The sequence below is a fragment of the Mesorhizobium sp. P2_F8 genome (genome assembly GCF_056403655.1).
This window is the reverse complement of record NZ_JBFUFB010000001.1, coordinates 532415-551792: the sequence shown is the minus strand read 5'-3', so window position 1 is coordinate 551792 and position 19378 is coordinate 532415. Positions and strand designations below refer to the sequence as shown.

Annotated in this window: 19 protein-coding genes; 15 read left to right on the top strand and 4 right to left on the bottom strand. The window is 62.5% G+C overall.

The genetic code is table 11. From position 1 onward, the window contains the following. Nucleotides 1-115 precede the first annotated feature (115 nt). Nucleotides 116-445 carry a nuclear transport factor 2 family protein gene (locus tag AC1DZP_RS02680; RefSeq protein ID WP_477300037.1) on the bottom strand — a complete coding sequence of 110 codons (330 nt, stop codon included), beginning with the start codon at nucleotides 443-445 and terminating at the stop codon, nucleotides 116-118. 132 nt (nucleotides 446-577) lie between these two features. Here AC1DZP_RS02680 and AC1DZP_RS02675 point away from each other — a divergent pair, with 132 nt between their 5' ends. Next, entirely contained in the window at nucleotides 578-943 is a 366-nt protein-coding gene (locus AC1DZP_RS02675) for a winged helix-turn-helix transcriptional regulator (RefSeq protein WP_477227659.1), read from the top strand. A gap of 230 nt (nucleotides 944-1173) precedes the next feature. After that, the gene (locus tag AC1DZP_RS02670; protein WP_477300036.1) at nucleotides 1174-1491 is read left to right on the top strand and encodes a hypothetical protein; all 318 of its coding nucleotides are present in this window, start codon (nucleotides 1174-1176) and stop codon (nucleotides 1489-1491) included. A gap of 9 nt (nucleotides 1492-1500) precedes the next feature. Here the strand turns inward: AC1DZP_RS02670 and AC1DZP_RS02665 are convergent, their stop codons facing one another. Next, a complete protein-coding gene (locus AC1DZP_RS02665) occupies nucleotides 1501-2154 on the bottom strand; it encodes a GntR family transcriptional regulator (protein WP_457153500.1) in 654 nt (217 codons plus the stop codon). 111 nt (nucleotides 2155-2265) lie between these two features. Here AC1DZP_RS02665 and AC1DZP_RS02660 point away from each other — a divergent pair, with 111 nt between their 5' ends. From AC1DZP_RS02660 to AC1DZP_RS02650, 3 genes are all read left to right on the top strand, one after another. Next, the gene (locus AC1DZP_RS02660) at nucleotides 2266-3159 is read left to right on the top strand and encodes a dihydrodipicolinate synthase family protein (RefSeq protein WP_477300035.1); all 894 of its coding nucleotides are present in this window, start codon (nucleotides 2266-2268) and stop codon (nucleotides 3157-3159) included. A 61-nt stretch (nucleotides 3160-3220) separates the two neighbouring features. After that, on the top strand, nucleotides 3221-4540 hold the full coding sequence (locus AC1DZP_RS02655; RefSeq protein ID WP_477300034.1) for an NAD(P)/FAD-dependent oxidoreductase: 1320 nt from the start codon (nucleotides 3221-3223) through the stop codon (nucleotides 4538-4540). Between the two features lie 32 nt (nucleotides 4541-4572). Then, entirely contained in the window at nucleotides 4573-5574 is a 1002-nt protein-coding gene (locus AC1DZP_RS02650) for a 4-hydroxyproline epimerase (RefSeq protein WP_477300033.1), read from the top strand. Between the two features lie 63 nt (nucleotides 5575-5637). Here AC1DZP_RS02650 and AC1DZP_RS02645 read toward each other — a convergent pair whose 3' ends face one another. After that, the gene (locus tag AC1DZP_RS02645; RefSeq protein ID WP_477300032.1) at nucleotides 5638-6531 is read right to left on the bottom strand and encodes a LysR substrate-binding domain-containing protein; all 894 of its coding nucleotides are present in this window, start codon (nucleotides 6529-6531) and stop codon (nucleotides 5638-5640) included. Nucleotides 6532-6673: 142 nt separating this feature from the next. Between AC1DZP_RS02645 and AC1DZP_RS02640 the strand changes: the two genes are divergently transcribed. The 10 genes from AC1DZP_RS02640 (at nucleotide 6674) to AC1DZP_RS02595 (ending at nucleotide 18810) form a co-directional block, all read left to right on the top strand. Next, nucleotides 6674-7060, top strand: a complete 387-nt coding sequence (locus tag AC1DZP_RS02640; RefSeq protein ID WP_477300031.1) for an ectoine synthase — start codon at nucleotides 6674-6676, stop codon at nucleotides 7058-7060. 446 nt (nucleotides 7061-7506) lie between these two features. After that, nucleotides 7507-8409: a branched-chain amino acid ABC transporter permease gene (locus tag AC1DZP_RS02635; protein ID WP_095084211.1), complete on the top strand. Its 903-nt coding sequence runs from the start codon at nucleotides 7507-7509 to the stop codon at nucleotides 8407-8409. A 4-nt stretch (nucleotides 8410-8413) separates the two neighbouring features. After that, nucleotides 8414-10009: a high-affinity branched-chain amino acid ABC transporter permease LivM gene (gene livM, locus AC1DZP_RS02630; RefSeq protein WP_457154768.1), complete on the top strand. Its 1596-nt coding sequence runs from the start codon at nucleotides 8414-8416 to the stop codon at nucleotides 10007-10009. Next, nucleotides 10009-11589, top strand: a complete 1581-nt coding sequence (locus AC1DZP_RS02625; protein ID WP_477300030.1) for an ATP-binding cassette domain-containing protein — start codon at nucleotides 10009-10011, stop codon at nucleotides 11587-11589. Before livM ends, AC1DZP_RS02625 begins: the two co-directional genes overlap by 1 nt. After that, nucleotides 11589-12317 carry an ABC transporter ATP-binding protein gene (locus AC1DZP_RS02620; protein ID WP_184872396.1) on the top strand — a complete coding sequence of 243 codons (729 nt, stop codon included), beginning with the start codon at nucleotides 11589-11591 and terminating at the stop codon, nucleotides 12315-12317. The genes AC1DZP_RS02625 and AC1DZP_RS02620 overlap by 1 nt, the downstream gene beginning before the upstream one ends. 112 nt (nucleotides 12318-12429) lie before the next feature. Continuing rightward, nucleotides 12430-12777 carry a DUF6867 family protein gene (locus tag AC1DZP_RS02615; RefSeq protein WP_095084215.1) on the top strand — a complete coding sequence of 116 codons (348 nt, stop codon included), beginning with the start codon at nucleotides 12430-12432 and terminating at the stop codon, nucleotides 12775-12777. Nucleotides 12778-12914: 137 nt separating this feature from the next. After that, on the top strand, nucleotides 12915-14033 hold the full coding sequence (locus AC1DZP_RS02610; RefSeq protein ID WP_095084216.1) for a branched-chain amino acid ABC transporter substrate-binding protein: 1119 nt from the start codon (nucleotides 12915-12917) through the stop codon (nucleotides 14031-14033). Between the two features lie 299 nt (nucleotides 14034-14332). After that, a complete protein-coding gene (gene pyc / locus AC1DZP_RS02605; RefSeq protein ID WP_477300029.1) occupies nucleotides 14333-17791 on the top strand; it encodes a pyruvate carboxylase in 3459 nt (1152 codons plus the stop codon). Between the two features lie 258 nt (nucleotides 17792-18049). Further along, nucleotides 18050-18310: a DUF2312 domain-containing protein gene (locus AC1DZP_RS02600; protein WP_027027312.1), complete on the top strand. Its 261-nt coding sequence runs from the start codon at nucleotides 18050-18052 to the stop codon at nucleotides 18308-18310. A gap of 50 nt (nucleotides 18311-18360) precedes the next feature. Next, nucleotides 18361-18810, top strand: coding sequence for a hypothetical protein (locus AC1DZP_RS02595; RefSeq protein WP_477300028.1), 450 nt, complete (start codon nucleotides 18361-18363; stop codon nucleotides 18808-18810). A 49-nt stretch (nucleotides 18811-18859) separates the two neighbouring features. On the opposite strand, the gene AC1DZP_RS02590 is transcribed toward AC1DZP_RS02595, so the two are convergent. After that, complete coding sequence (locus AC1DZP_RS02590; RefSeq protein WP_477300027.1) at nucleotides 18860-19369, bottom strand: arsenate reductase ArsC; 510 nt, start codon at nucleotides 19367-19369, stop codon at nucleotides 18860-18862. Nucleotides 19370-19378 lie beyond the last annotated feature (9 nt).

Below are 19378 nucleotides of genomic sequence, written 5' to 3'. Positions count from 1 at the left end.
CCCTTTTTTGCGTTGGATCATACGGTCAGAATGGCACTGGTCCGGAACAAGGAATCTCACCAGCTCCGCAACTTGGCAAATTCCTGATCGTTGAACCGGGAATTTCCCAGGATGGTCATGCACCGATCTCCAGCCGCGTTATCCGGCCGTCGGCCAGTGTGAAGTTGTAGTGCAGCGTCGCCGGGCTTCCGGGGAAATTGCCTGACACGATGCCGGCGATCCGCCATGTATCGCCATTGACCGTCGCGTCGACGACCTCAACGGTCACCCGGTATTTTCTCGTCGTTGCTTCCATCCAGTCGCGGATGGCGGCCGAACCCCGATGGGTTTCACCTTCGTCCTTGACCGTGGCGTCCGACGAGAAGGGCACGAGCATCGCGTCGATGTCGTGCCTGTTCTTAGCGGCAAAATAGTCTGTCAGCGGCTGCGGAAGTTTCGCGATCATGGTTTCATCTCCGGTTCCAGGTCCTGCCGTAGACGCGAAGGTCCGCGGCCTTGTCCGGCTCCTAAAATGAGATATGCTGAAAAAATGGCAAGAACCGACGAAAAAGTAAGGTACTTACCCGAAAGTAAGGTCATGTCAGAAAGGAAGTCTGGACCCGAAAGCAAGGTTGAGGCGCTGACGCCGGTGTCGGCGGCGAGCGGCGTGGAAAATGTGCTGCGCATCCTTGAAGGCCGCTGGAAGCTGGTGATCCTGTTTCACCTGTTCGGCGGCAAGGTGCTGCGCTTTTCCGATCTCGAACGGGCGATCCCGGCGATCTCGCAGAAGATGCTGATTCAACAACTGAGGCAGATGGAAGCCGACGGGATCGTGCGCCGCATCGTGCATCATCAGGTGCCGCCGAAAGTCGAGTACCGCCTGACCGACTGGGGGCAGGCGCTATGTCCGGCTCTCGACGCCCTGCTGAAATGGGCGGCGCTTCGCGACCCCGCGGAAACCTGACGCGGATCGAAGCCGTACGGCTCGCCGCCAGGGTTGAGATGCTGCTTGTTTTCGGATCGGGACTTCACCATATCGAATCCAGGGAATGCGATAAGAATTCCCTGACGACAGACCGGAAACCAGAAGGAGTGACGTGATGAAGACGTCGGACCCGGCCTGGATCGCTCCGGCATAACGAGGCTGCCCATGTGCCTCCCTTTGCCGGATCGTGAAGGCGAAGGAGGTGCCAGATGGCACACAAATTTTCGTTTCGATGGATCAGGATGGCCGTGATCGGCGCCGCGCTGGCGTTGTCGACGCTGTCGGCACAGGCGCAATTCATCTGCGGCGGCCACAGCGACCTTGTCGCGGGATTGGCGCAGGCCTTCCAGCAGAAGCAGATCGGCTACGGTGTGGTCGGGCAAGCTGCCATTGTCGAGATCTATGTCTCGGCAAGTGGGACATGGACCATGCTGGTGACCGACGTGCAGGGCCGAAGCTGCATCTTCGCGACCGGTGACGGATGGGAGAATACCGTCTCCGTCACCGCAACGGCGCAAGGGATCTGAACCGCCCGATCAGCGGCGGGTAGCGGCCACCTCGGCGTGACCGCGCAGCAGGGTTATCAGCCGCTTGGCATCCTTGGCTGCGGCCTCCTCGTCGCCGTCGAGGATCGAGCGGATCAGCGCGACATGATGCTCGGCCGATTCAGCAAGCCCGGTGTCGGCCTTGTAGCGGAACCAGAAACGGCGGCTGTGGGTTTGCAAGGGAGCCGCCAGGCGGGCGGCGAAAGGATTGTCGGCGGCCAGCGCCAGCGCTTCGTCGAGCGCCTTGTCGGCCTGGATGAAGGCAAGCACGTTGCCCGAGATCACCGCCTTCTGCATGGCAAGGGCTGCTTCGTGAAACATGTCGGCGGCTTCGCGGGTGACGAAGCGGGCGGCCGACCGGGCCAGCACCACCTCGACGCCGCGGCGTGCATCGAGCACGCGCAGCCAGTCGCCGGGATGCAGCGGAGCGATTGCGATGCCGGCGCGCGGCCGCACGTCGAGCAGCCCTTCCCAGGCCAGCCGCTGGATTGCCTCGCGCACCGGCGTGCGGCCAAGCGCCAGCCTTTCGATCAAGGCGCCCTCGGTGACGAAGCTCGCCGGCGCCAGTTCGAGCGTGACGATCAGGTGCTCGAGCACACGGTAGGCCTTGGCCGCCGCCGGCTCGAATGCAGTGCTTGAGTCCATGGATATCAAAGGCGATCTCCTGATATATCCAGGATATATCATAAGAGATTCCGCATTGACAGATGATTTTCTAGCAGATATACGGCTGATATATCAGATGGAGACATGACCATGTGGACCGGAGTTTTCCCCGCCGTCACGACCAAATTCACTGCCGACGACCGCCTCGACCATGCCGAGATGGAGCGCTGCTTTGGCCTGCAGATGGAGGCCGGCTGCGACGGCATCATCGTCTGCGGATCGCTCGGCGAAGGGCCGATGCTGTCGCCTGACGAGAAGATCGAGGTGCTGAAGACCGCGCAGAAGGTCGCCGGCAAGAAGCCGGTGCTGCTGACAGTCAATGAGGCCGGCACCCGTGAGGCGGCCAGCATTGCGCGCCGCGCCGCCAAGGAAGGCGCCAACGGCCTGATGGTGGTGCCGAGCCCGATCTATCACACCAATACGGAAGAGACGGTCGCGGCGCTGCGCGCCGTCGCGGAGGCTGGCGACCTGCCGGTCATGATCTACTCCAACCGGCTCGCTTACCGTGTCGACGTCACCGTCGACCAGATGGAGGAGCTGGCATCGGACAAGCGTTTCGTCGCCATCAAGGAATCCTCCGACGACATCCGCCGCTCGACCGAGATCATCAATCGCTTGGGCACTCGCTACGACCTGTTCACCGGCGTCGACAATCTCGCTTTCGAGGCACTGTCGGTCGGCGCCATCGGCTGGGTCGCCGGGCTGGTCACCGCGTTTCCGCGCGAGACTGTCGCCATCTACCAGCTGATGAAGCAGGGCCGCCGCGAAGAGGCGCTCGCCATCTACCGCTGGTTCCGGCCGCTGCTCGATCTCGACGTCTCGACCTATCTGGTGCAGAACATCAAGCTTGCCGAAGTGTTCGCCATCCAAACCAATGACCGCGTGCGCATGCCGCGCCAGCCGCTGTCGGGCGAACGCCGCAAGGCAGTCGAAAAGATCGTCAAGGACGCGCTGGCGGTTCGGCCGACACTGCCGCAGTTCTAAAGCTTTCTTCTTCCCTTCATGAGGAGAAGATGGCGGCAGCCAGAAGAGAGGCAGCGTTTACGTGCACGGAAGTTCGAAGTCGACAGAAGAGGGGCGCCGCCCCTCATCCGCCCTTCGGGCACCCTCTCCCCGTGAACGGGGAGAGGGGGAAGACATCGCCATCATAGGTGGCGGCATCATCGGCATCTGCGCCGCCGCCTGTCTTGCCGAGGCGGGGCGCAAGGTCACGATCTTCGATCGCACCGGCATTTGCGAGGAAACGAGTTCCGGCAACGCCGCCGCCTTCGCCTTCTCCGACGTGCTGCCGATGGCGCACAAAGGCATGATCCGGCAGCTGCCGAAATGGCTGGCCGACCCACTCGGCCCGCTCAGCATTCCACCCGCCTATCTGCCAAAGCTTCTGCCCTGGCTGTTCCGCTTTTGGCGTGCCGGCGCGCCGGCAAAATATGAAGCGAGCCTCGCCGCCCAGGCGGGCATGATGAAGCTTGCCGAAGCCGAATGGATGGGTTTGCTCGATCGCTCCGGCACGCGCGGCATGCTTCGCGAGGACGGCTCGCTCGAACTCTACGAGAGCGAGGCCGAGTTCCGCGCCTCGCTGCCCGGCTGGACGGCGCGCGAGCGTTTCGGCATCGGTTTTCGCCATGTCGAGGGCGAGGAGTTGGCACGGCTGCAGTCCGGGCTTTCGCCACGCTTCGTCAAGGGCACGTTCGTGCCGGGATGGAAGACGGTCGCCGATCCAAAACTGCTCGGCAAGGCGGTATGGGCTTACGCGCAGTCCAGGGGCGCGCGCTTTGAAATGGCCCGGATCGAGCGCGTCGGGGCGGATGAGGATGGCGCCACATTGACGCTGGCCGACGGAACGACCAGGCGAGCCCGACACCTTGTCGTCGCCGCCGGCGCCTGGTCGCACCTGCTGGCGAGGCAATTCGGCGATCGCATTCCGCTGGAGACCGAGCGCGGCTACAACACCACGCTGCCGAAGGCTGCCTTCGACGTGAAGCGGCAGCTGATCTTCTCCGGCCACGGCTTCGTCATCACGCCGCTCGAAACCGGCCTGCGCGTCGGCGGCGCGGTCGAACTCGGCGGCATCGAGCGGCCGCCCAACTATGCGCGATCGAAGGCGCTGCTGCAGAAGGCGCAGAAATTCCTGCCTGGGCTCGATCCGGCCGGCGGGCGCGAATGGATGGGGTTCCGTCCCTCGCTGCCGGATTCGGTGCCCGTCATAGGTCGCGTGTCGGGAAACCGGCCGGTGGTCTATGCCTTCGGCCATGGCCATCTCGGCCTGACCCAGGCTGCAGCCACCGGACGGTTGATCCGCGATCTCGTCCTGGGGCAGACTCCGCCGATCGATCTGGACCCCTTCAGTCCACAACGATTCTGATTTTTTCGGGTTTTGATTTTTCGAGGAGCGTCATGGCCAAGAAATCCTTCTTCTGCATAGACGGCCACACCTGCGGCAATCCGGTGCGGCTGGTCGCCGGCGGCGGCCCGCTGCTGCAGGGGTCGACGATGATGGAGCGGCGCGCGCACTTCCTCGCCGAGTACGACTGGATCCGCACCGGGCTGATGTTCGAACCGCGCGGCCATGACGTGATGTCCGGCTCGATCCTCTATCCGCCGACGCGCCAGGATTGCGACATCGCCATCCTGTTCATCGAAACCTCGGGCTGCCTGCCGATGTGCGGCCATGGCACCATCGGCACGGTGACGATGGCGATCGAGCACGGGTTGATCAAGCCGAAGACGCCTGGCGTGCTGAGGCTCGACACGCCGGCCGGCCTGGTCATCGCCGAGTACAAACAGGTCGGCGACTATGTCGAGGAGGTGCGCATCACCAACGTGCCGTCCTTCCTCCATGCCGAGGGCTTGACGGTCGAGTGTCCGCAGCTCGGCGAAATCACCGTCGATGTCGCCTATGGCGGCAATTTCTACGCCATCGTCGAGCCACAGAAGAACTATCGCGACATGGCAGACTATTCGGCCGGCGACTTCATCGCCTGGAGTCCGGTGGTGCGGCAGCGGCTCAACGAAAAATATTCCTTCGTGCATCCGGAGAACCCGGGCATCGACCGGCTGTCGCACATGCTGTGGACCGGCAAGCCGACCGTGGAGGGCGCGGACGCCCGCAATGCCGTCTTCTATGGCGACAAGGCGATCGATCGCTCACCGTGCGGCACCGGCACCTCGGCGCGCATGGCGCAGCTTCATGCCAAGGGCAAACTCAAGGCCGGCGACAGCTTCGTCCATGAATCGATCATCGGCTCGCTGTTCAAGGGCAAGGTCGAAAAGGACGTCACTGTTGCCGGCAAACCGGCCATCATTCCCTCGATCGGCGGCTGGGCGCGGATGACCGGCTTGAACACCATCTTCATCGACGACCGCGATCCGTTCGCGCATGGCTTCGTCGTCAAGTGATATCGACAGGATTTGCATGTCGCCAAAAGGGGGCGCCGGCTTAGGCGAACGACATGCAAGGACCTAAGGCCGATCCGCCTCGGTATCGACCGAGACCTCCCGGCGAAACCAATCGGCGAAGGTAAACGCGGCGGGCGAGGCATCCACCGACATCGTCAGGAAGTAGCCCTTGTCGCGGTTGGTAGCGAGCTGTGACAGAACAATCAGATCGCCCCGCTTCAGTTCGTCCCGAAAGACGTCCACGGGACAAAGCGCTACGCCGTGGCCGGCGATCACCGCCGTCGCCAGAATGTTGAAGTCGGCGAAGACGGGTCCATTGCCAATGTCGACATTGGGCAGTCCGGCCTCGGAGAACCACTCGCGCCAGCCGTGACGTGTCTCGTCATGCAGCAGGTCCGCGCCCGCTATTCCCTCGGCTGTTCGCAGATGGTCCTTGCCGGCGAAATAGTAGGGGCTGCACACCGGTCGGTTCAGGCGTGAAAACAGCTTGAGGCTGGTGACGCCAGGAGTGGAATCAGCCCCAAGCGTGATCAGCACGTCGTTCTCACCATCGCCGAGCCTTTCCTCTGCCCGGGCATAAGCCACCCGCATGCCGATATCGGGATGGCTGGCGGTGAAGTCCGGCAGGCGGGGCACGAGCCAACGGCTGGCAATGGAAGGTATGCAGCCTACCGATACGGTCGCCACGGCCGCATTGCGCCTGATACGCCGGCATGTAGCGCCGAGTTCGGCAAGTGCCCCGCTTGCCGAGGCCTGCAGGATAACCCCGGCATCCGTCAGCCGTACTTTGCGCGCCTCCCGGTGGAAGAGCGTCACGCCCAACCACTCCTCCAGTCGCCTTATCTGGTGACTGATGGCCGGGTGAGTGACGTGCAGCTCCACTGCGGCAGCGGAGAAACTGAGATGGCGCGCAGCGGCCTCGAAAGCACGGACGGCGTTCAGCGGGATGTAGTCCATATGTAAAATTTACTAACATATCGGGTGAGAAGCAATCATTTGAAGGCGCGCATGTCTTGCGGCATTTCTGCAATCGGACTTCGGAGCAAGCTCAGATGCAACGAAGATTCCAGGCTTTTGACGATATGCAGGGAAAACGATCATGTTCACCAGACAATTGGCTGATGTAGAAAAATCTGACTTCTTCGTGGATTGGGGCAATGGCACCAGCCACCGCCTGCTGACACAAAGGGACGGCATGGGGTTCACCGTCTGCCGTACCGTTGTGCGTGCAGGCAGCGAATCGCGCCTCCACTATCGACGGCATTTCGAGGCCTGCTACTGCATCGCCGGTGCCGGCGAGGTCGAAGACATGTCCGGTGGAGTGCATCGTATCGAGCCAGGCACGATCTATGTGCTCGATGAACATGACGATCATTATCTGCGTGCCGATGCCGCCGGCGACATGATCCTGGTCAGCGTCTTCAATCCTCCGCTTGATGGCACCGAGCGGCATGTCCTGAGCGAGAATGGCGGATCCGCCTACTGAGTCCCGAGGAGCCATCGTTGCCTCGATCGGCGGCCGGTCGCCGATGACCGGATGAACACAAGCTTCATCGACGACCACGATCCGGTTCGCGCATAGTTTTGTGGTCAGCTAAGGGGAATCCTAACCCAGGGGAAAGCAACGGAACGAAAAACGGATCGTGTCAGGAACGCAACGATTCCTCTCATCACCTAGTTTTGACGGTGGTTTCTTCGAAATGGGGCGCATGATGTGGTCGAATCGTCAAAGACATTGCGTTATGCCAATGGTAGGGTCCGCGATAGTCCAAGGGGCCGGATGGGAAAAACGGGCAATCGAACGGCGTGCCGGCAAAACACGCATGACGGTTGAAAAATGACGTTGCAATCCGGGCTCGAAACTTTACGACTAGGGGAAATACGAAAAGGAATGCGTCTGCATGGGCGACATTCCAGGGGAGCCACGTACACATGCAGTACTTTGTCCAGCAGCTTATCAACGGGCTGACGCTGGGATCGATCTATGGGCTGATCGCGATCGGCTACACGATGGTCTACGGCATCATCGGCATGATCAACTTCGCCCATGGCGACATCTTCATGGTGGGCGCCTTCACGGCGCTGATCGTCTTCCTCGTCCTCGGTGCACTGTTCTATTCGGTGCCCGTCGTCATCGCGCTGCTGGTCATGATGATCGTGGCGATGCTGCTCACCAGCCTCTACAACTGGACGATCGAGAAGGTGGCCTACCGGCCGCTGCGCGGTTCGTTCCGGCTGGCGCCGCTGATCACCGCGATCGGCATGTCGATCGCGCTGTCGAACTTCGTCCAGGTGACGCAAGGACCGCGCAACAAGCCGATCCCGCCGATGGTCAGCCAGGTCTACAACATCAACGGCATCAGCGTGTCGCTGAAGCAGATCATCATCGTGCTCGTCACGGCGGCGCTCCTGGCGCTGTTCTGGTACCTTGTCAACAGGACATCGCTGGGTCGAGCGCAAAGAGCGTGCGAGCAGGACCGCAAGATGGCCGCACTGCTCGGCATCGACGTCGACCGCACGATCTCGATCACCTTCATCATGGGTGCGGCGCTCGCCGCAGTCGCTGGCACCTTGTTCCTGATGTATTACGGCGTCATCGCCTTCTCGGACGGCTTCACGCCGGGTGTCAAAGCGTTCACGGCGGCGGTGCTGGGCGGCATCGGTTCGCTGCCGGGCGCGGTGCTCGGCGGGCTGATGATCGGCTTCATCGAAAGCATGTGGTCGGCGTATTTCTCGATCGACTACAAGGACGTCGCCGCGTTCTCGATCCTGGCGATCGTGCTGATCTTCCTGCCTTCCGGCATTCTGGGCCGGCCAGAAGTCGAAAAGGTCTGAGATCATGGCGGTTACCGTATCTCCGGAAAGCGACGTCGTCGCCAGCCCTGTCCAACGCGGCCTTAAGGAAGGCTTCTATGCCGGCGCCATTTCGCTCGGCCTGTTCGTGCTGTTCATTGGCCTGAAGACCGGCCAGAACATCTCTAATGAACTGGTCGTCACCACGCGCTGGGGCTTGCTTGCCGGCGTGGTGGTCGCCACGGCTGTCGGACGCTTCCTCTATGTCGCCTATGGCCAGCCCTTCATGGCCAACCAGAAGATCGCCGACGTTGCCACCGGCCTGTTGCCGGGCAGCGTGGCGTCGCGCTTCTTCCAGGTGCCGTGGTTCATCGCGGCCGTCATCGCGGCGGTGCTGCTGTTCGTTTTTAACAACTCGCTCGCCGGATGGGTTGGAGCAGAACCGGCCGGCTATCTGCAATTCCTGCGCGCCCTGGCTATCATCTATGTGCTGGCCAGCGTGATCTACTATTTCAGGGCCTTCATCCACGCCAACTTCACCAAGCTCGGCATTGCCGCGCTTGTGCTGTACCCGATCCTCGTGGTCACGGTTTTGTCGCTGAACGCCTGGTCGATTGTCGGAGGGCTGCAGGGCTCGCTGAAATGGGTCGACAATTTCGGCATCCAGATCCTGATCTACGTGATGCTGGCCTGGGGCCTGAACATCGTTGTTGGCCTCGCCGGCCTGCTCGACCTCGGCTACGTCGCCTTTTATGCACTTGGCGCCTATGCGTATGCGCTGCTCGCCACCGAATACGGCCTGTCATTCTGGATCCTGCTGCCAGCCGCTGGCGCCATGGCCGCCCTCTGGGGCGTGCTGCTCGGCTTCCCGGTGCTGCGCCTGCGTGGCGACTATCTGGCTATCGTGACGCTGGCCTTCGGCGAGATCATCCGCCTGGTGCTAATCAACTGGCGCGAGGTCACCAACGGGTCGGCCGGCATTTCCGGCATTCCCAAGGTCAGCTTCTTCGGCCTGATGTCGTTCAACGTGTCGGATTCGAACTACATAGCCAAGGTGCTGCACATCGCTCAGTCAGGTGCCTACTATAAGATCTTCCTTTATTATCTGATCCTGGGCCTGTGCCTGCTCACCGCCTTCGTCACCATCAGGCTGCGCCGCCTACCGGTCGGCCGTGCGTGGGAAGCGCTGCGCGAGGACGAGATCGCCTGCCGGTCCCTGGGCATCAACACGACGACGACCAAGCTTACGGCCTTTGCCACCGGGGCCATGTTCGGCGGCTTCGCCGGCTCGTTCTTCGCCGCGCGGCAAGGCTTCGTCAGCCCGGAATCCTTCGTTTTCCTGGAATCGGCCATCATCCTGGCCATCGTCGTGCTCGGCGGCATGGGCTCGCTTGTCGGCATAGCGGTTGCCGCAATGGTGATGATCGGCGGCACCGAGGCGCTGCGCGAACTCGACTTCCTCAAGCAGATATTCGGGCCGGACTTCACCCCCGAACTCTACCGCATGCTTCTTTTCGGCATGGCTATGGTCATCGTCATGCTGTGGAAGCCGCGCGGCTTCGTCGGCAGTCGCGAACCGACCGCCTTCCTCAAGGAGCGAAGGGCTGTCTCCAGTTCCTTCACCAAGGAGGGCCACGGCTGATGAATGCGAGCACACCCATGAACGAGGCCATCCTGCAGGTCGAGCACCTGTCGATGAAGTTCGGCGGCCTGGTCGCCATCGGCGACCTGTCCTTCACCGCCAAGCGTGGCGAGATCACCGCGCTGATCGGACCCAACGGTGCCGGCAAGACCACGGTGTTCAACTGCATCACCGGCTTCTACAAGCCGTCGGAAGGCATGATCACGCTCAACCGTAACGACGGCTCGAGCTATTTGCTCGAACGTCTGCCCAACCACGAGATCCCGGCGCGCGCCAAGGTGGCGCGCACCTTCCAGAACATCCGCCTGTTCTCGGGCATGACGCTGCTGGAGAACCTTTTGGTTGCCCAGCACAACAAGCTGATGAAGGCCTCGGGCTATACGGTGCTTGGCCTGTTCGGCTTCAGCGGCTATCGCAAGGCCTCGGCCGAATCGGTCGAACTGGCCAGGCACTGGCTGGAGAAGGCCGATCTCGTCGACCGTGCCGACGATCCGGCCGGTGACCTGCCATACGGCGCGCAGCGGCGCCTCGAGATCGCCCGCGCCATGTGCACCGGTCCAGAGCTTCTGTGCCTGGACGAGCCGGCGGCCGGCCTCAATCCGAAGGAATCGGCGTCGCTTAACGAACTGCTGATCGACATCAAGAACACGTCAGGCACCTCGATCCTTTTGATCGAGCATGACATGTCGGTGGTCATGCAGATATCCGACCACGTCGTGGTGCTGGAGTATGGCCGCAAGATCTCGGACGGCAATCCGCAATCGGTGCGTACCGATCCGCGCGTCATCGCCGCCTATCTCGGCGTCGACGACGAGGAAGTCGAGGCGGTCCTCACCGAAGTCGGCGACGAAGACGTCATCGAACAGCTCGATACGGGGCCTGATGCCGCGCACGGTCCGGGGACATCGTCCTCGTATCTCGCCGGGCCGGTGACCGACACGGTCGGCCATAGCGAGGGCGAGCGGGTCACCGTGTCGAAAGGCGCCTCCAAGGCGGCGCAGGTCGACGCAAGATCGCTCGCAGCGGCAAACAAGGGGGCCTCGCTGGCCGCCGTACCGGCGGCGAAGCCTGCTCCGAAGGCAAAGCCTGCTCCGAAATCAGCATCAAAGGCGGCAACTGGGGCGGCAGTGAAGTCGACCGCGGCGCCCGCACCGGCAAAGCCGGCAGCCAAGACGCCAGCGGCGAAGGCTCCTGCGGCGAAGGTTGGGGAAATCTCCAACCGGCTGGCGGCACCGCGCGGCGGCAAGGCCGACAATCTGACCCGCATCAAGGGCATCGGCACGGTCAACGAGAAGAAGCTCAACGAGCACGGTATCTTCCACTTCGACCAGATCGGCGCCTGGAAGAAGGCCGACGTCGAGGCCGCCGAGGCCTATCTTGCCTTCGATGGTCGCATCGCGCGTGAGGAATGGGTCAAGCAGGCCAAGCTGCTCGGCCAGGGCAAGGACACGGAATTCTCGCGCCGCGTCGACGCGGGCAAGGTGGCGACCAGCCATGCTTCCGGGAAGACCGCAAACGCGGCTTCCGGAAAGACTGCCGCCGCCAAGCCTGTGGCGGGCAAGCGCGGAGGGGGCAAGTGATGGCCGGGACAACGCTGCTCGATATCAAGGGCGTGCAGACCTACTACGGCAACATCCGGGCGCTGAACGGTGTCGATGTCACCGTCAACCAGGGTGAGATCGTGGCGCTGATCGGCGCCAACGGCGCTGGCAAGTCGACGCTGATGATGACCATCTTCGGCGCGCCTCGTGCGCGCGCCGGCACCATCACCTTTGCCGGCACCGACATCACCCAGATGCCGACGCACGAGATCGCGCGCATGCGCATCGCCCAATCGCCCGAAGGCCGGCGCATCTTCCCGCGCATGACGGTGATGGAAAACCTGCAAATGGGCGCCAGCCTCGACAACCTCAAGCACTATGACGAGGACGTCGAGAAGGTGTTCACGTTGTTCCCGCGGCTCAAGGAGCGCATCGCCCAGCGCGGCGGCACGCTGTCGGGCGGCGAGCAGCAGATGCTGTCGATCGGACGTGCGCTGATGGCGCGGCCGAAGCTGTTGTTGCTCGACGAACCGTCGCTGGGCCTGGCGCCGCTGATCGTCAAGCAGATCTTCGACGCCATCCGCGAACTGAACCGCACCCAGGGGCTGACCGTGTTCCTGGTCGAGCAGAATGCCTTCGGCGCGCTCAAGCTCGCCACGCGCGGCTACGTCATGGTCAACGGCAATGTGACGATGAGCGGCACCGGCAAGGAACTGCTCGCCAATCCGGAAGTGCGCGCTGCCTATCTCGAAGGCGGACACCACTGAGTTTGGAGCGGAACGTGTGCATCCGATATTCCGCTCCAAGTTGTTTGTTTGTCGCATGATCCTTGTCCGAAAAGTCTGCAACTTTTCGGGATCATGCTAGGGAGACTTCACCATGCAGGGCATTCTTTATGAGGAGCCGTCGATCTGGCAGTTCTTCTTCGTCACCTGCCTGCTCGGCGGCTGGGCGGCCTGGATGACGGGCAAGGCCAGCGCCCAGACATGGCGCAGCTTCATCCATCTGTTCGTCTATATGCTGGGCCTCGGCATCGGCATCCGCTTCATCCATCACGCGCTGTTCGGCGGCACGATGTTCTCGCTGCACTACTATATCGTCGACACCATCGTGCTGATGATCCTTGGCTTCGTCGGCTATCAATACACACGAACAAACCAGATGGTGACGCAGTATAATTGGCTCTACGAAAGAGCTTCAATCTTGAGCTGGAAGCCGAAAGGCTGAGGTTCATCATTAACGCCGCTTCGGGGATGAATCGGCGTGACAAGTGCCTGAAAATCGGCAAACTATGCTTTCTGCGATAAGGGTGGGCATCGCATGAAAGCTTCATCCACGCCCACTCCGTAAATGGGAGCGTTTAAATGAAAAAATCACTTTTGTCCGCCGTCGCCCTGACCGCGCTCGTCGCGTTCGGCGGCAGCGCGTGGGCTGATGTACTGATCGGCGTTGCCGGTCCGATCACCGGTCCGAACGCAGCCTTCGGCGCACAGCTTCAGAAGGGTGCGGAAGCGGCTGTCGCCGACATCAATGCCAAGGGCGGCATCAATGGCGAGCAGATCAAGCTCGAGGTTGGCGACGACGTCTCCGATCCGAAGCAGGGCATCTCGGTCGCCAACAAGTTCGTCGGCGACGGCGTCAAGTTCGTGGTCGGCCACTTCAACTCGGGCGTCTCGATCCCGGCATCCGAAGTCTATGCGGAAAACAACATCGTCGAGATCACTCCGGCTGCAACCAACCCGCAGTTCACCGAGCGCGGCCTGTGGAACGTGTTCCGCACCTGCGGACGCGATGACCAGCAGGGTAGCATCGCCGGCGCTTATCTCGCCGCGAACTTCAAGGACGCCAAGATCGCCGTCGTGCACGACAAGACCACCTACGGTCAGGGCCTTGCCGACGAAACCAAGAAGGCGATGAACGCCAAGGGCGTGACGGAAGTCATGTATGAAGGCATCAACGTCGGCGACAAGGACTTCTCGGCACTAATCGCCAAGATGAAGGAAGCCGGCGTCTCCATCATCTATTGGGGCGGTCTGCACACCGAAGCCGGCCTGATCATCCGCCAGGCGGCCGACCAGGGCCTCAAGGCGACGCTGGTTTCCGGTGACGGCATCGTGTCGAACGAGCTGGCTTCGATCGCGGGCGACGCGGTTGCGGGCACGCTCAACACCTTCGGCCCGGATCCGCGCCTGATCCCCGCGAACAAGGAACTCGTCGAGAAGTTCCGTGCGCAGGGCTTCGAGCCGGAAGCCTACACGCTCTACGCATACGCTGCCGTGCAGGCGCTTTCGGAAGCGGCAGCAGCCGCCAAGTCGAACGACCCGCAGGAAGTTGCCAAGGCGCTGCATGCGAATGGCCCGTTCAAGACCGTGCTCGGCGACTTGTCCTATGACGCCAAGGGCGACCCGACGCTGCCCGGCTACGTCATGTACGAATGGAAGAAGGGCGACGACGGCAAGTACACCTACATCCAGAAGATGTAAGCCTGTCGGCCTCGATCTCTACAGAATGCCCGGCGCTTTGCGCCGGGCATTTTTCGTTTGAGCCCCCGCTCCCTTCCGGACGATCCGGCAAGCCGATAAAGCCGGCCTTTAGCCGGAAAAAGATCAAGCCTTGAATGGCAGCACCGGGGCTTTCTTGCGCGTTCGACCGAATGCGACCGACTTTGGCGCAAAGATTCCGTTTCAATCGATTTAATTCAGCGTCAATTTTGTTTGCACTGCAGCATTTTCGCGCTAATCATGACGCCAGTTTCGTCCCCGACAATGTCCGGAGTTCGTCCTTGGCCATTACGAAGATCCTCGTCGCCAACCGATCCGAAATCGCCATTCGCGTCTTTCGCGCGGCCAACGAACTTGGTCTCAAAACCGTGGCGATCTGGGCCGAGGAGGACAAGTACTCGCTGCATCGCTTCAAGGCCGACGAGAGCTACCAGGTCGGGCGCGGACCGCACCTGACCCGCGACATGGGACCGATCGAAAGCTACCTGTCGATCGAGGAGGTGATCCGCGTCGCCAGGCTTTCGGGCGCCGATGCCATCCATCCCGGCTACGGGCTTTTGTCGGAAAGTCCCGAATTCGCCGAAGCCTGCGCGGTCGCCGGCATCACCTTCATCGGCCCGAAGCCGGACACGATGCGCCGGCTCGGCAACAAGGTTGCCGCGCGCAATCTTGCGATCGAGGTCGGCGTGCCGGTGATCCCCGCCACCGATCCGTTGCCGGACGACATTGAGGCGGTCAAGAAACTGGCCAAGGAGATTGGCTATCCGGTGATGCTGAAGGCATCGTGGGGCGGCGGCGGGCGCGGCATGCGCGCCATCCGTTCCGAGGCCGATCTTGCCCGCGAGGTCATGGAAGGCAAGCGCGAGGCGAAAGCCGCCTTCGGCAAGGACGAGGTCTATCTCGAAAAGCTGATCGAGCGCGCCCGCCATGTCGAGGTGCAGGTGCTGGGCGACACGCATGGCAATGCCGTGCACCTGTTCGAGCGCGACTGCTCGATCCAGCGCCGCAACCAGAAGGTCGTCGAGCGGGCGCCAGCGCCCTATCTCGAGATGTCGCAACGCGAGGAGCTTTGCGGTTACGCGCTGAAGATTGCGCGCGAGACCAGCTATATCGGTGCCGGCACGGTCGAGTTCCTGCAGGATGCCGATACCGCCAAGTTCTATTTCATCGAGGTCAATCCGCGCATCCAGGTCGAGCACACCGTCACCGAACAGGTGACCGGCATCGACATCGTCAAGGCGCAGATCCACATCCTCGACGGCTTCGCCATAGGCACGCCGGAATCGGGCGTGCCGGCGCAGAAGGACATCCGGCTGAACGGCCATGCCTTGCAGTGCCGCATAACCACCGAAGACCCCGAGCACAATTTCATTCCCGACTACGGCCGCATCACCGCCTATCGTGGCGCCACCGGCTTCGGCATCCGCCTCGACGGCGGCACCGCCTATTCCGGCGCGGTCATCACCCGCTTCTACGATCCGCTGCTGGAGAAGGTGACGGCCTGGGCGCCGACGCCGGCCGAGACCATCGCCCGCATGAACCGGGCCTTGCGCGAGTTCCGCATCCGCGGCGTCGCCACCAACCTCACCTTCCTCGAAGCGATCATCAACCACCCGAGCTTCGCCGATAATTCCTACACGACCAAGTTCATCGACACGACGCCGGAACTGTTCCAGCAGGTGAAGCGCCAGGACCGTGCCACCAAACTCATCAACTATCTCGCCGACGTGTCGGTCAACGGCCATCCCGAGGCGCGCGGGCGGCCGCAGCCGAAGGCCGACGCGGCCGCACCCATCGTGCCTTACCTCAACGGCAATGTGCCGGGCGGCAGCAAACAGAAGCTCGACGTGCTCGGACCGGAGAAATTCGCCGCCTGGATGCGCGACCAAAAGGAGGTGCTGGTCACCGACACGACGATGCGCGACGGCCATCAGTCGCTGCTGGCCACGCGTGTGCGCACGCATGACATTGCCGGCATCGCCGGCACCTATGCGCGCGCCCTGCCGCAGCTTCTGTCGCTCGAATGCTGGGGCGGCGCCACCTTCGACGTCGCCATGCGCTTCCTCACCGAGGATCCATGGGAGCGGCTGTCGCTGGTGCGCGAGGCAGCGCCCAATCTGTTGCTGCAGATGCTGCTGCGCGGCGCCAATGGTGTCGGCTACACCAATTATCCCGACAATGTCGTGCAGCATTTCGTCAAGCAGGCGGCCAGCGGCGGCATCGACCTGTTCCGGGTGTTCGACTGCCTGAACTGGGTCGAGAACATGCGCGTCGCCATGGACGCGGTCGGCGCCGAAGGCAAGCTGATCGAAGCGGCGATGTGCTACACCGGCGACATACTCGACCCGGCGCGAGCCAAATACGATCTCAAATACTATGTCGGCCTTGCGGGCGAATTGCAGGCCGCGGGCGCCCACATCATCGCCGTCAAGGACATGGCCGGCCTGTTGAAGCCTTCCGCCGCAGGCGTGCTGTTCAAGGCGCTGCGCGAGGCGACCGACCTGCCGATCCATTTCCACACCCACGACACGTCGGGCCTCTCCGCAGCGACGGTGCTGGCTGCGGTGGAGAGCGGCGTCGACGCCATCGACGCGGCGATGGATGCCTTCTCCGGGAACACATCGCAGCCTTGCCTTGGCTCGATCGTCGAGGCGCTGAAGGGCACCGAGCGCGACCCGGGCCTCGATCCGCAATGGATCCGCAAGATCTCGTTCTACTGGGAGGCGGTGCGCAACCAGTACGCCGCCTTCGAAAGCGACCTCAAGGGACCGGCCTCGGAAGTCTACCTGCATGAAATGCCGGGCGGACAATTCACCAATCTCAAGGAACAAGCGCGCTCGCTCGGGCTCGAGACACGCTGGCACGAGGTGGCGCAGACCTATCACGACGTCAACCTGATGTTCGGCGACATCGTCAAGGTGACGCCGTCGTCCAAGGTCGTCGGCGACATGGCATTGATGATGGTCAGCCAGGACCTGACCGTCGCCGATGTCGAAAACCCGGCCAGGGATATCGCCTTTCCGGATTCGGTCGTCTCGATGCTGCGCGGCGATCTCGGCCAGTCGCCCGGCGGTTGGCCGGCAGCGCTGCAGAAGAAGGCGCTGAAGGGCGACAAGCCGATCACGGTGCGGCCGGGCTCGCTGCTCAAGCCGGCCGATCTCAAGGCCAGCCGCAAGGAGATCGAGGAGAAGCTCGAGCGCAAGCTCTCGGAGTTCGAATTCGCCTCTTGGCTGATGTATCCGAAGGTGTTTTCCGACTTCGCCGGCGCGCAGGAGACCTACGGCCCGGTCAGCGTCCTGCCGACGCCGACCTATTTCTACGGCATGAAGCCCGAGGACGAGATCTTCGTCGACATCGAGAAGGGCAAGACGCTGGTGGTGCGCTGTCTGGCCATCGGCGATGTCGACGACAAGGGCATGGTCACCGTGTTCTTCGAGCTCAACGGCCAGCCGCGCCGCGTCAAGGTGCCCGACAGGGCGCATGGCGCGTCCGCCGCCAAGGCCCGCCGCAAGGCCGAGCCGGGCAACGAGGCGCATGTCGGCGCGCCGATGCCTGGCGTCGTCTCGGCGCTTTCGGTTGCCGCGGGCCAGGCCGTGAAGGCCGGTGACGTGCTGCTTTCCATCGAGGCGATGAAGATGGAGACGGCGTTGCACGCCGAGCGCGACGGCACGGTCGCCGAGGTGCTGGTCAAGGCCGGAGACCAGATCGATGCCAAGGATCTGTTGATCGCCTTCAATTGAGAGATGGCAAAGAACGGGCAGGCTGTCGGCGTCTGTCGGCAGCCTGGAGCGTGTTCCATCCCGATGGAATCGAGTTTGGGCTCCATCTCTGTGTTGGGGCATGAACTCCAGGGAAAACCGGTACCCACTTTTCGGGATCATGCCCCTGTGGCTTGTTCGATAACAGCTTGACCCGCCGCCGCCGGTCGGGCATCGAACCGGCTCAAATTTGCCGCCGTAGTCCCCCGAGTCGCGGCGCAGAAACGATGTGGAGAAAACATGGCCGACGATATCACCGAGACCAGCCAGACTGTTGCCGCCGGCCAGCTGCGTGCCTTCATCGAGCGCATCGAGCGGCTCGAGGAAGAGAAGAAGACCATCTCCGACGACATCAAGGAAGTGTTCGCCGAAGCCAAGGGCACCGGCTTCGACACCAAGGCGATGCGCACGATCATCCGGCTGCGCAAGAAGGACCAGGCAGAGCGGCAGGAGGAGGAAACCATCCTCGACCTGTACAAGGCCGCGCTCGGCATGGTGTAAGACTAACCGGCCCGGCGCCCCATGCGGTTGCCGGAGATACGGTTCGAACCATGAGCGAATTCGACTTCGGCGCCCGCCGCGCCTCTGAATTCCGCCAGCGCGGTTTCTGGACGCTGTTCGAGGAACGGCATCCGGAGGAAAAGGCTCTGTTGGCGAGGCGCGGACCCTGGTTCTGGCAGCGCGGGCTGCCCGACTTCGCATTGGTCCTTTCCATGTATGTCGCGCCGGCGCAGAACCATGTCGGCGTCTTCTTTGGGCGCAACGAGAAGTTCGGTGCCACGGGAGCGTGGGCGCGGTTGAAGCCGTTCCAGCCGGCGATCGAAGGCAAGTTGAAGCTCAGGCCCGAACAGACTTGCCAGGGGCTCGGCATCAATTCGATGTGGCGGGTGAATCGCTTTGCCGAGGACAACTGGCCGGCGATGGCGGACTGGTTGGTGACGGAGGCCTCGCGCATCGAGCGCGCGGTCACAGAGGTTCTGGTGGACGGCGACCAAGCCTGAGCGTGAAATTCGCGCCTGCCCGGCCGGCGATGCGACGAGCGTTTTGCGATCAGCTCGCCTTCGCCGTATCGCGGCCGATCTCATCCAGATGGTGCTGCAGGGTCATATGGTCGAGCGTGCCCACCGGCAGATTGACGAACAGCGAAATGCGATTGCTGAGCATGCGAAAGGCATCGGCGAAGGCGAGGTGCACCTCGGCGTCGGTGCCGTGGGCCTTGGCCGGGTCCGGTATCGCCCAAAGTGCCGTCATTGGATGGCCGGGCCATATGGGACAGGCTTCGTTCGCGGTGCTGTCGCAGACGGTGAAGACGAAGTTCATTTCCGGTGCGTCCGGCGCGGCGAATTCGTCCCAGCTTTTCGAGCGGGCGAAGCCGGTGTCGAAGCTGAGGGTTTCGAGCAGTTGAAGTGCGTAGGGATTGACCGTGCCCTTCGGCTGAGAGCCGGCGGAAAAGGCCCTGAACCTGCCGGCGCCGATCCGGTTGAGGATGGCTTCCCCCATGATGGATCGTGCCGAATTGGCGTTGCAGAGAAACAGCACATTGTAGAAATTGTCGCTCATCTCAAGACC

Coding starts and splice junctions, on each gene's coding strand:
- AC1DZP_RS02600 (WP_027027312.1), top strand. CDS start 18,050: ATGGCCGACGATATCACCGAGACCAGCCAGACTGTTGCCGCCGGCCAG.
- AC1DZP_RS02640 (WP_477300031.1), top strand. CDS start 6,674: ATGTTCACCAGACAATTGGCTGATGTAGAAAAATCTGACTTCTTCGTG.
- AC1DZP_RS02665 (WP_457153500.1), bottom strand. CDS start 2,154: ATGGACTCAAGCACTGCATTCGAGCCGGCGGCGGCCAAGGCCTACCGT.
- AC1DZP_RS02635 (WP_095084211.1), top strand. CDS start 7,507: ATGCAGTACTTTGTCCAGCAGCTTATCAACGGGCTGACGCTGGGATCG.
- AC1DZP_RS02680 (WP_477300037.1), bottom strand. CDS start 445: ATGATCGCGAAACTTCCGCAGCCGCTGACAGACTATTTTGCCGCTAAG.
- AC1DZP_RS02670 (WP_477300036.1), top strand. CDS start 1,174: ATGGCACACAAATTTTCGTTTCGATGGATCAGGATGGCCGTGATCGGC.
- AC1DZP_RS02660 (WP_477300035.1), top strand. CDS start 2,266: ATGTGGACCGGAGTTTTCCCCGCCGTCACGACCAAATTCACTGCCGAC.
- AC1DZP_RS02620 (WP_184872396.1), top strand. CDS start 11,589: ATGGCCGGGACAACGCTGCTCGATATCAAGGGCGTGCAGACCTACTAC.
- AC1DZP_RS02595 (WP_477300028.1), top strand. CDS start 18,361: ATGAGCGAATTCGACTTCGGCGCCCGCCGCGCCTCTGAATTCCGCCAG.
- AC1DZP_RS02650 (WP_477300033.1), top strand. CDS start 4,573: ATGGCCAAGAAATCCTTCTTCTGCATAGACGGCCACACCTGCGGCAAT.
- AC1DZP_RS02675 (WP_477227659.1), top strand. CDS start 578: ATGTCAGAAAGGAAGTCTGGACCCGAAAGCAAGGTTGAGGCGCTGACG.
- livM (WP_457154768.1), top strand. CDS start 8,414: ATGGCGGTTACCGTATCTCCGGAAAGCGACGTCGTCGCCAGCCCTGTC.
- AC1DZP_RS02645 (WP_477300032.1), bottom strand. CDS start 6,531: ATGGACTACATCCCGCTGAACGCCGTCCGTGCTTTCGAGGCCGCTGCG.
- AC1DZP_RS02610 (WP_095084216.1), top strand. CDS start 12,915: ATGAAAAAATCACTTTTGTCCGCCGTCGCCCTGACCGCGCTCGTCGCG.
- AC1DZP_RS02615 (WP_095084215.1), top strand. CDS start 12,430: ATGCAGGGCATTCTTTATGAGGAGCCGTCGATCTGGCAGTTCTTCTTC.
- AC1DZP_RS02590 (WP_477300027.1), bottom strand. CDS start 19,369: ATGAGCGACAATTTCTACAATGTGCTGTTTCTCTGCAACGCCAATTCG.
- AC1DZP_RS02625 (WP_477300030.1), top strand. CDS start 10,009: ATGAATGCGAGCACACCCATGAACGAGGCCATCCTGCAGGTCGAGCAC.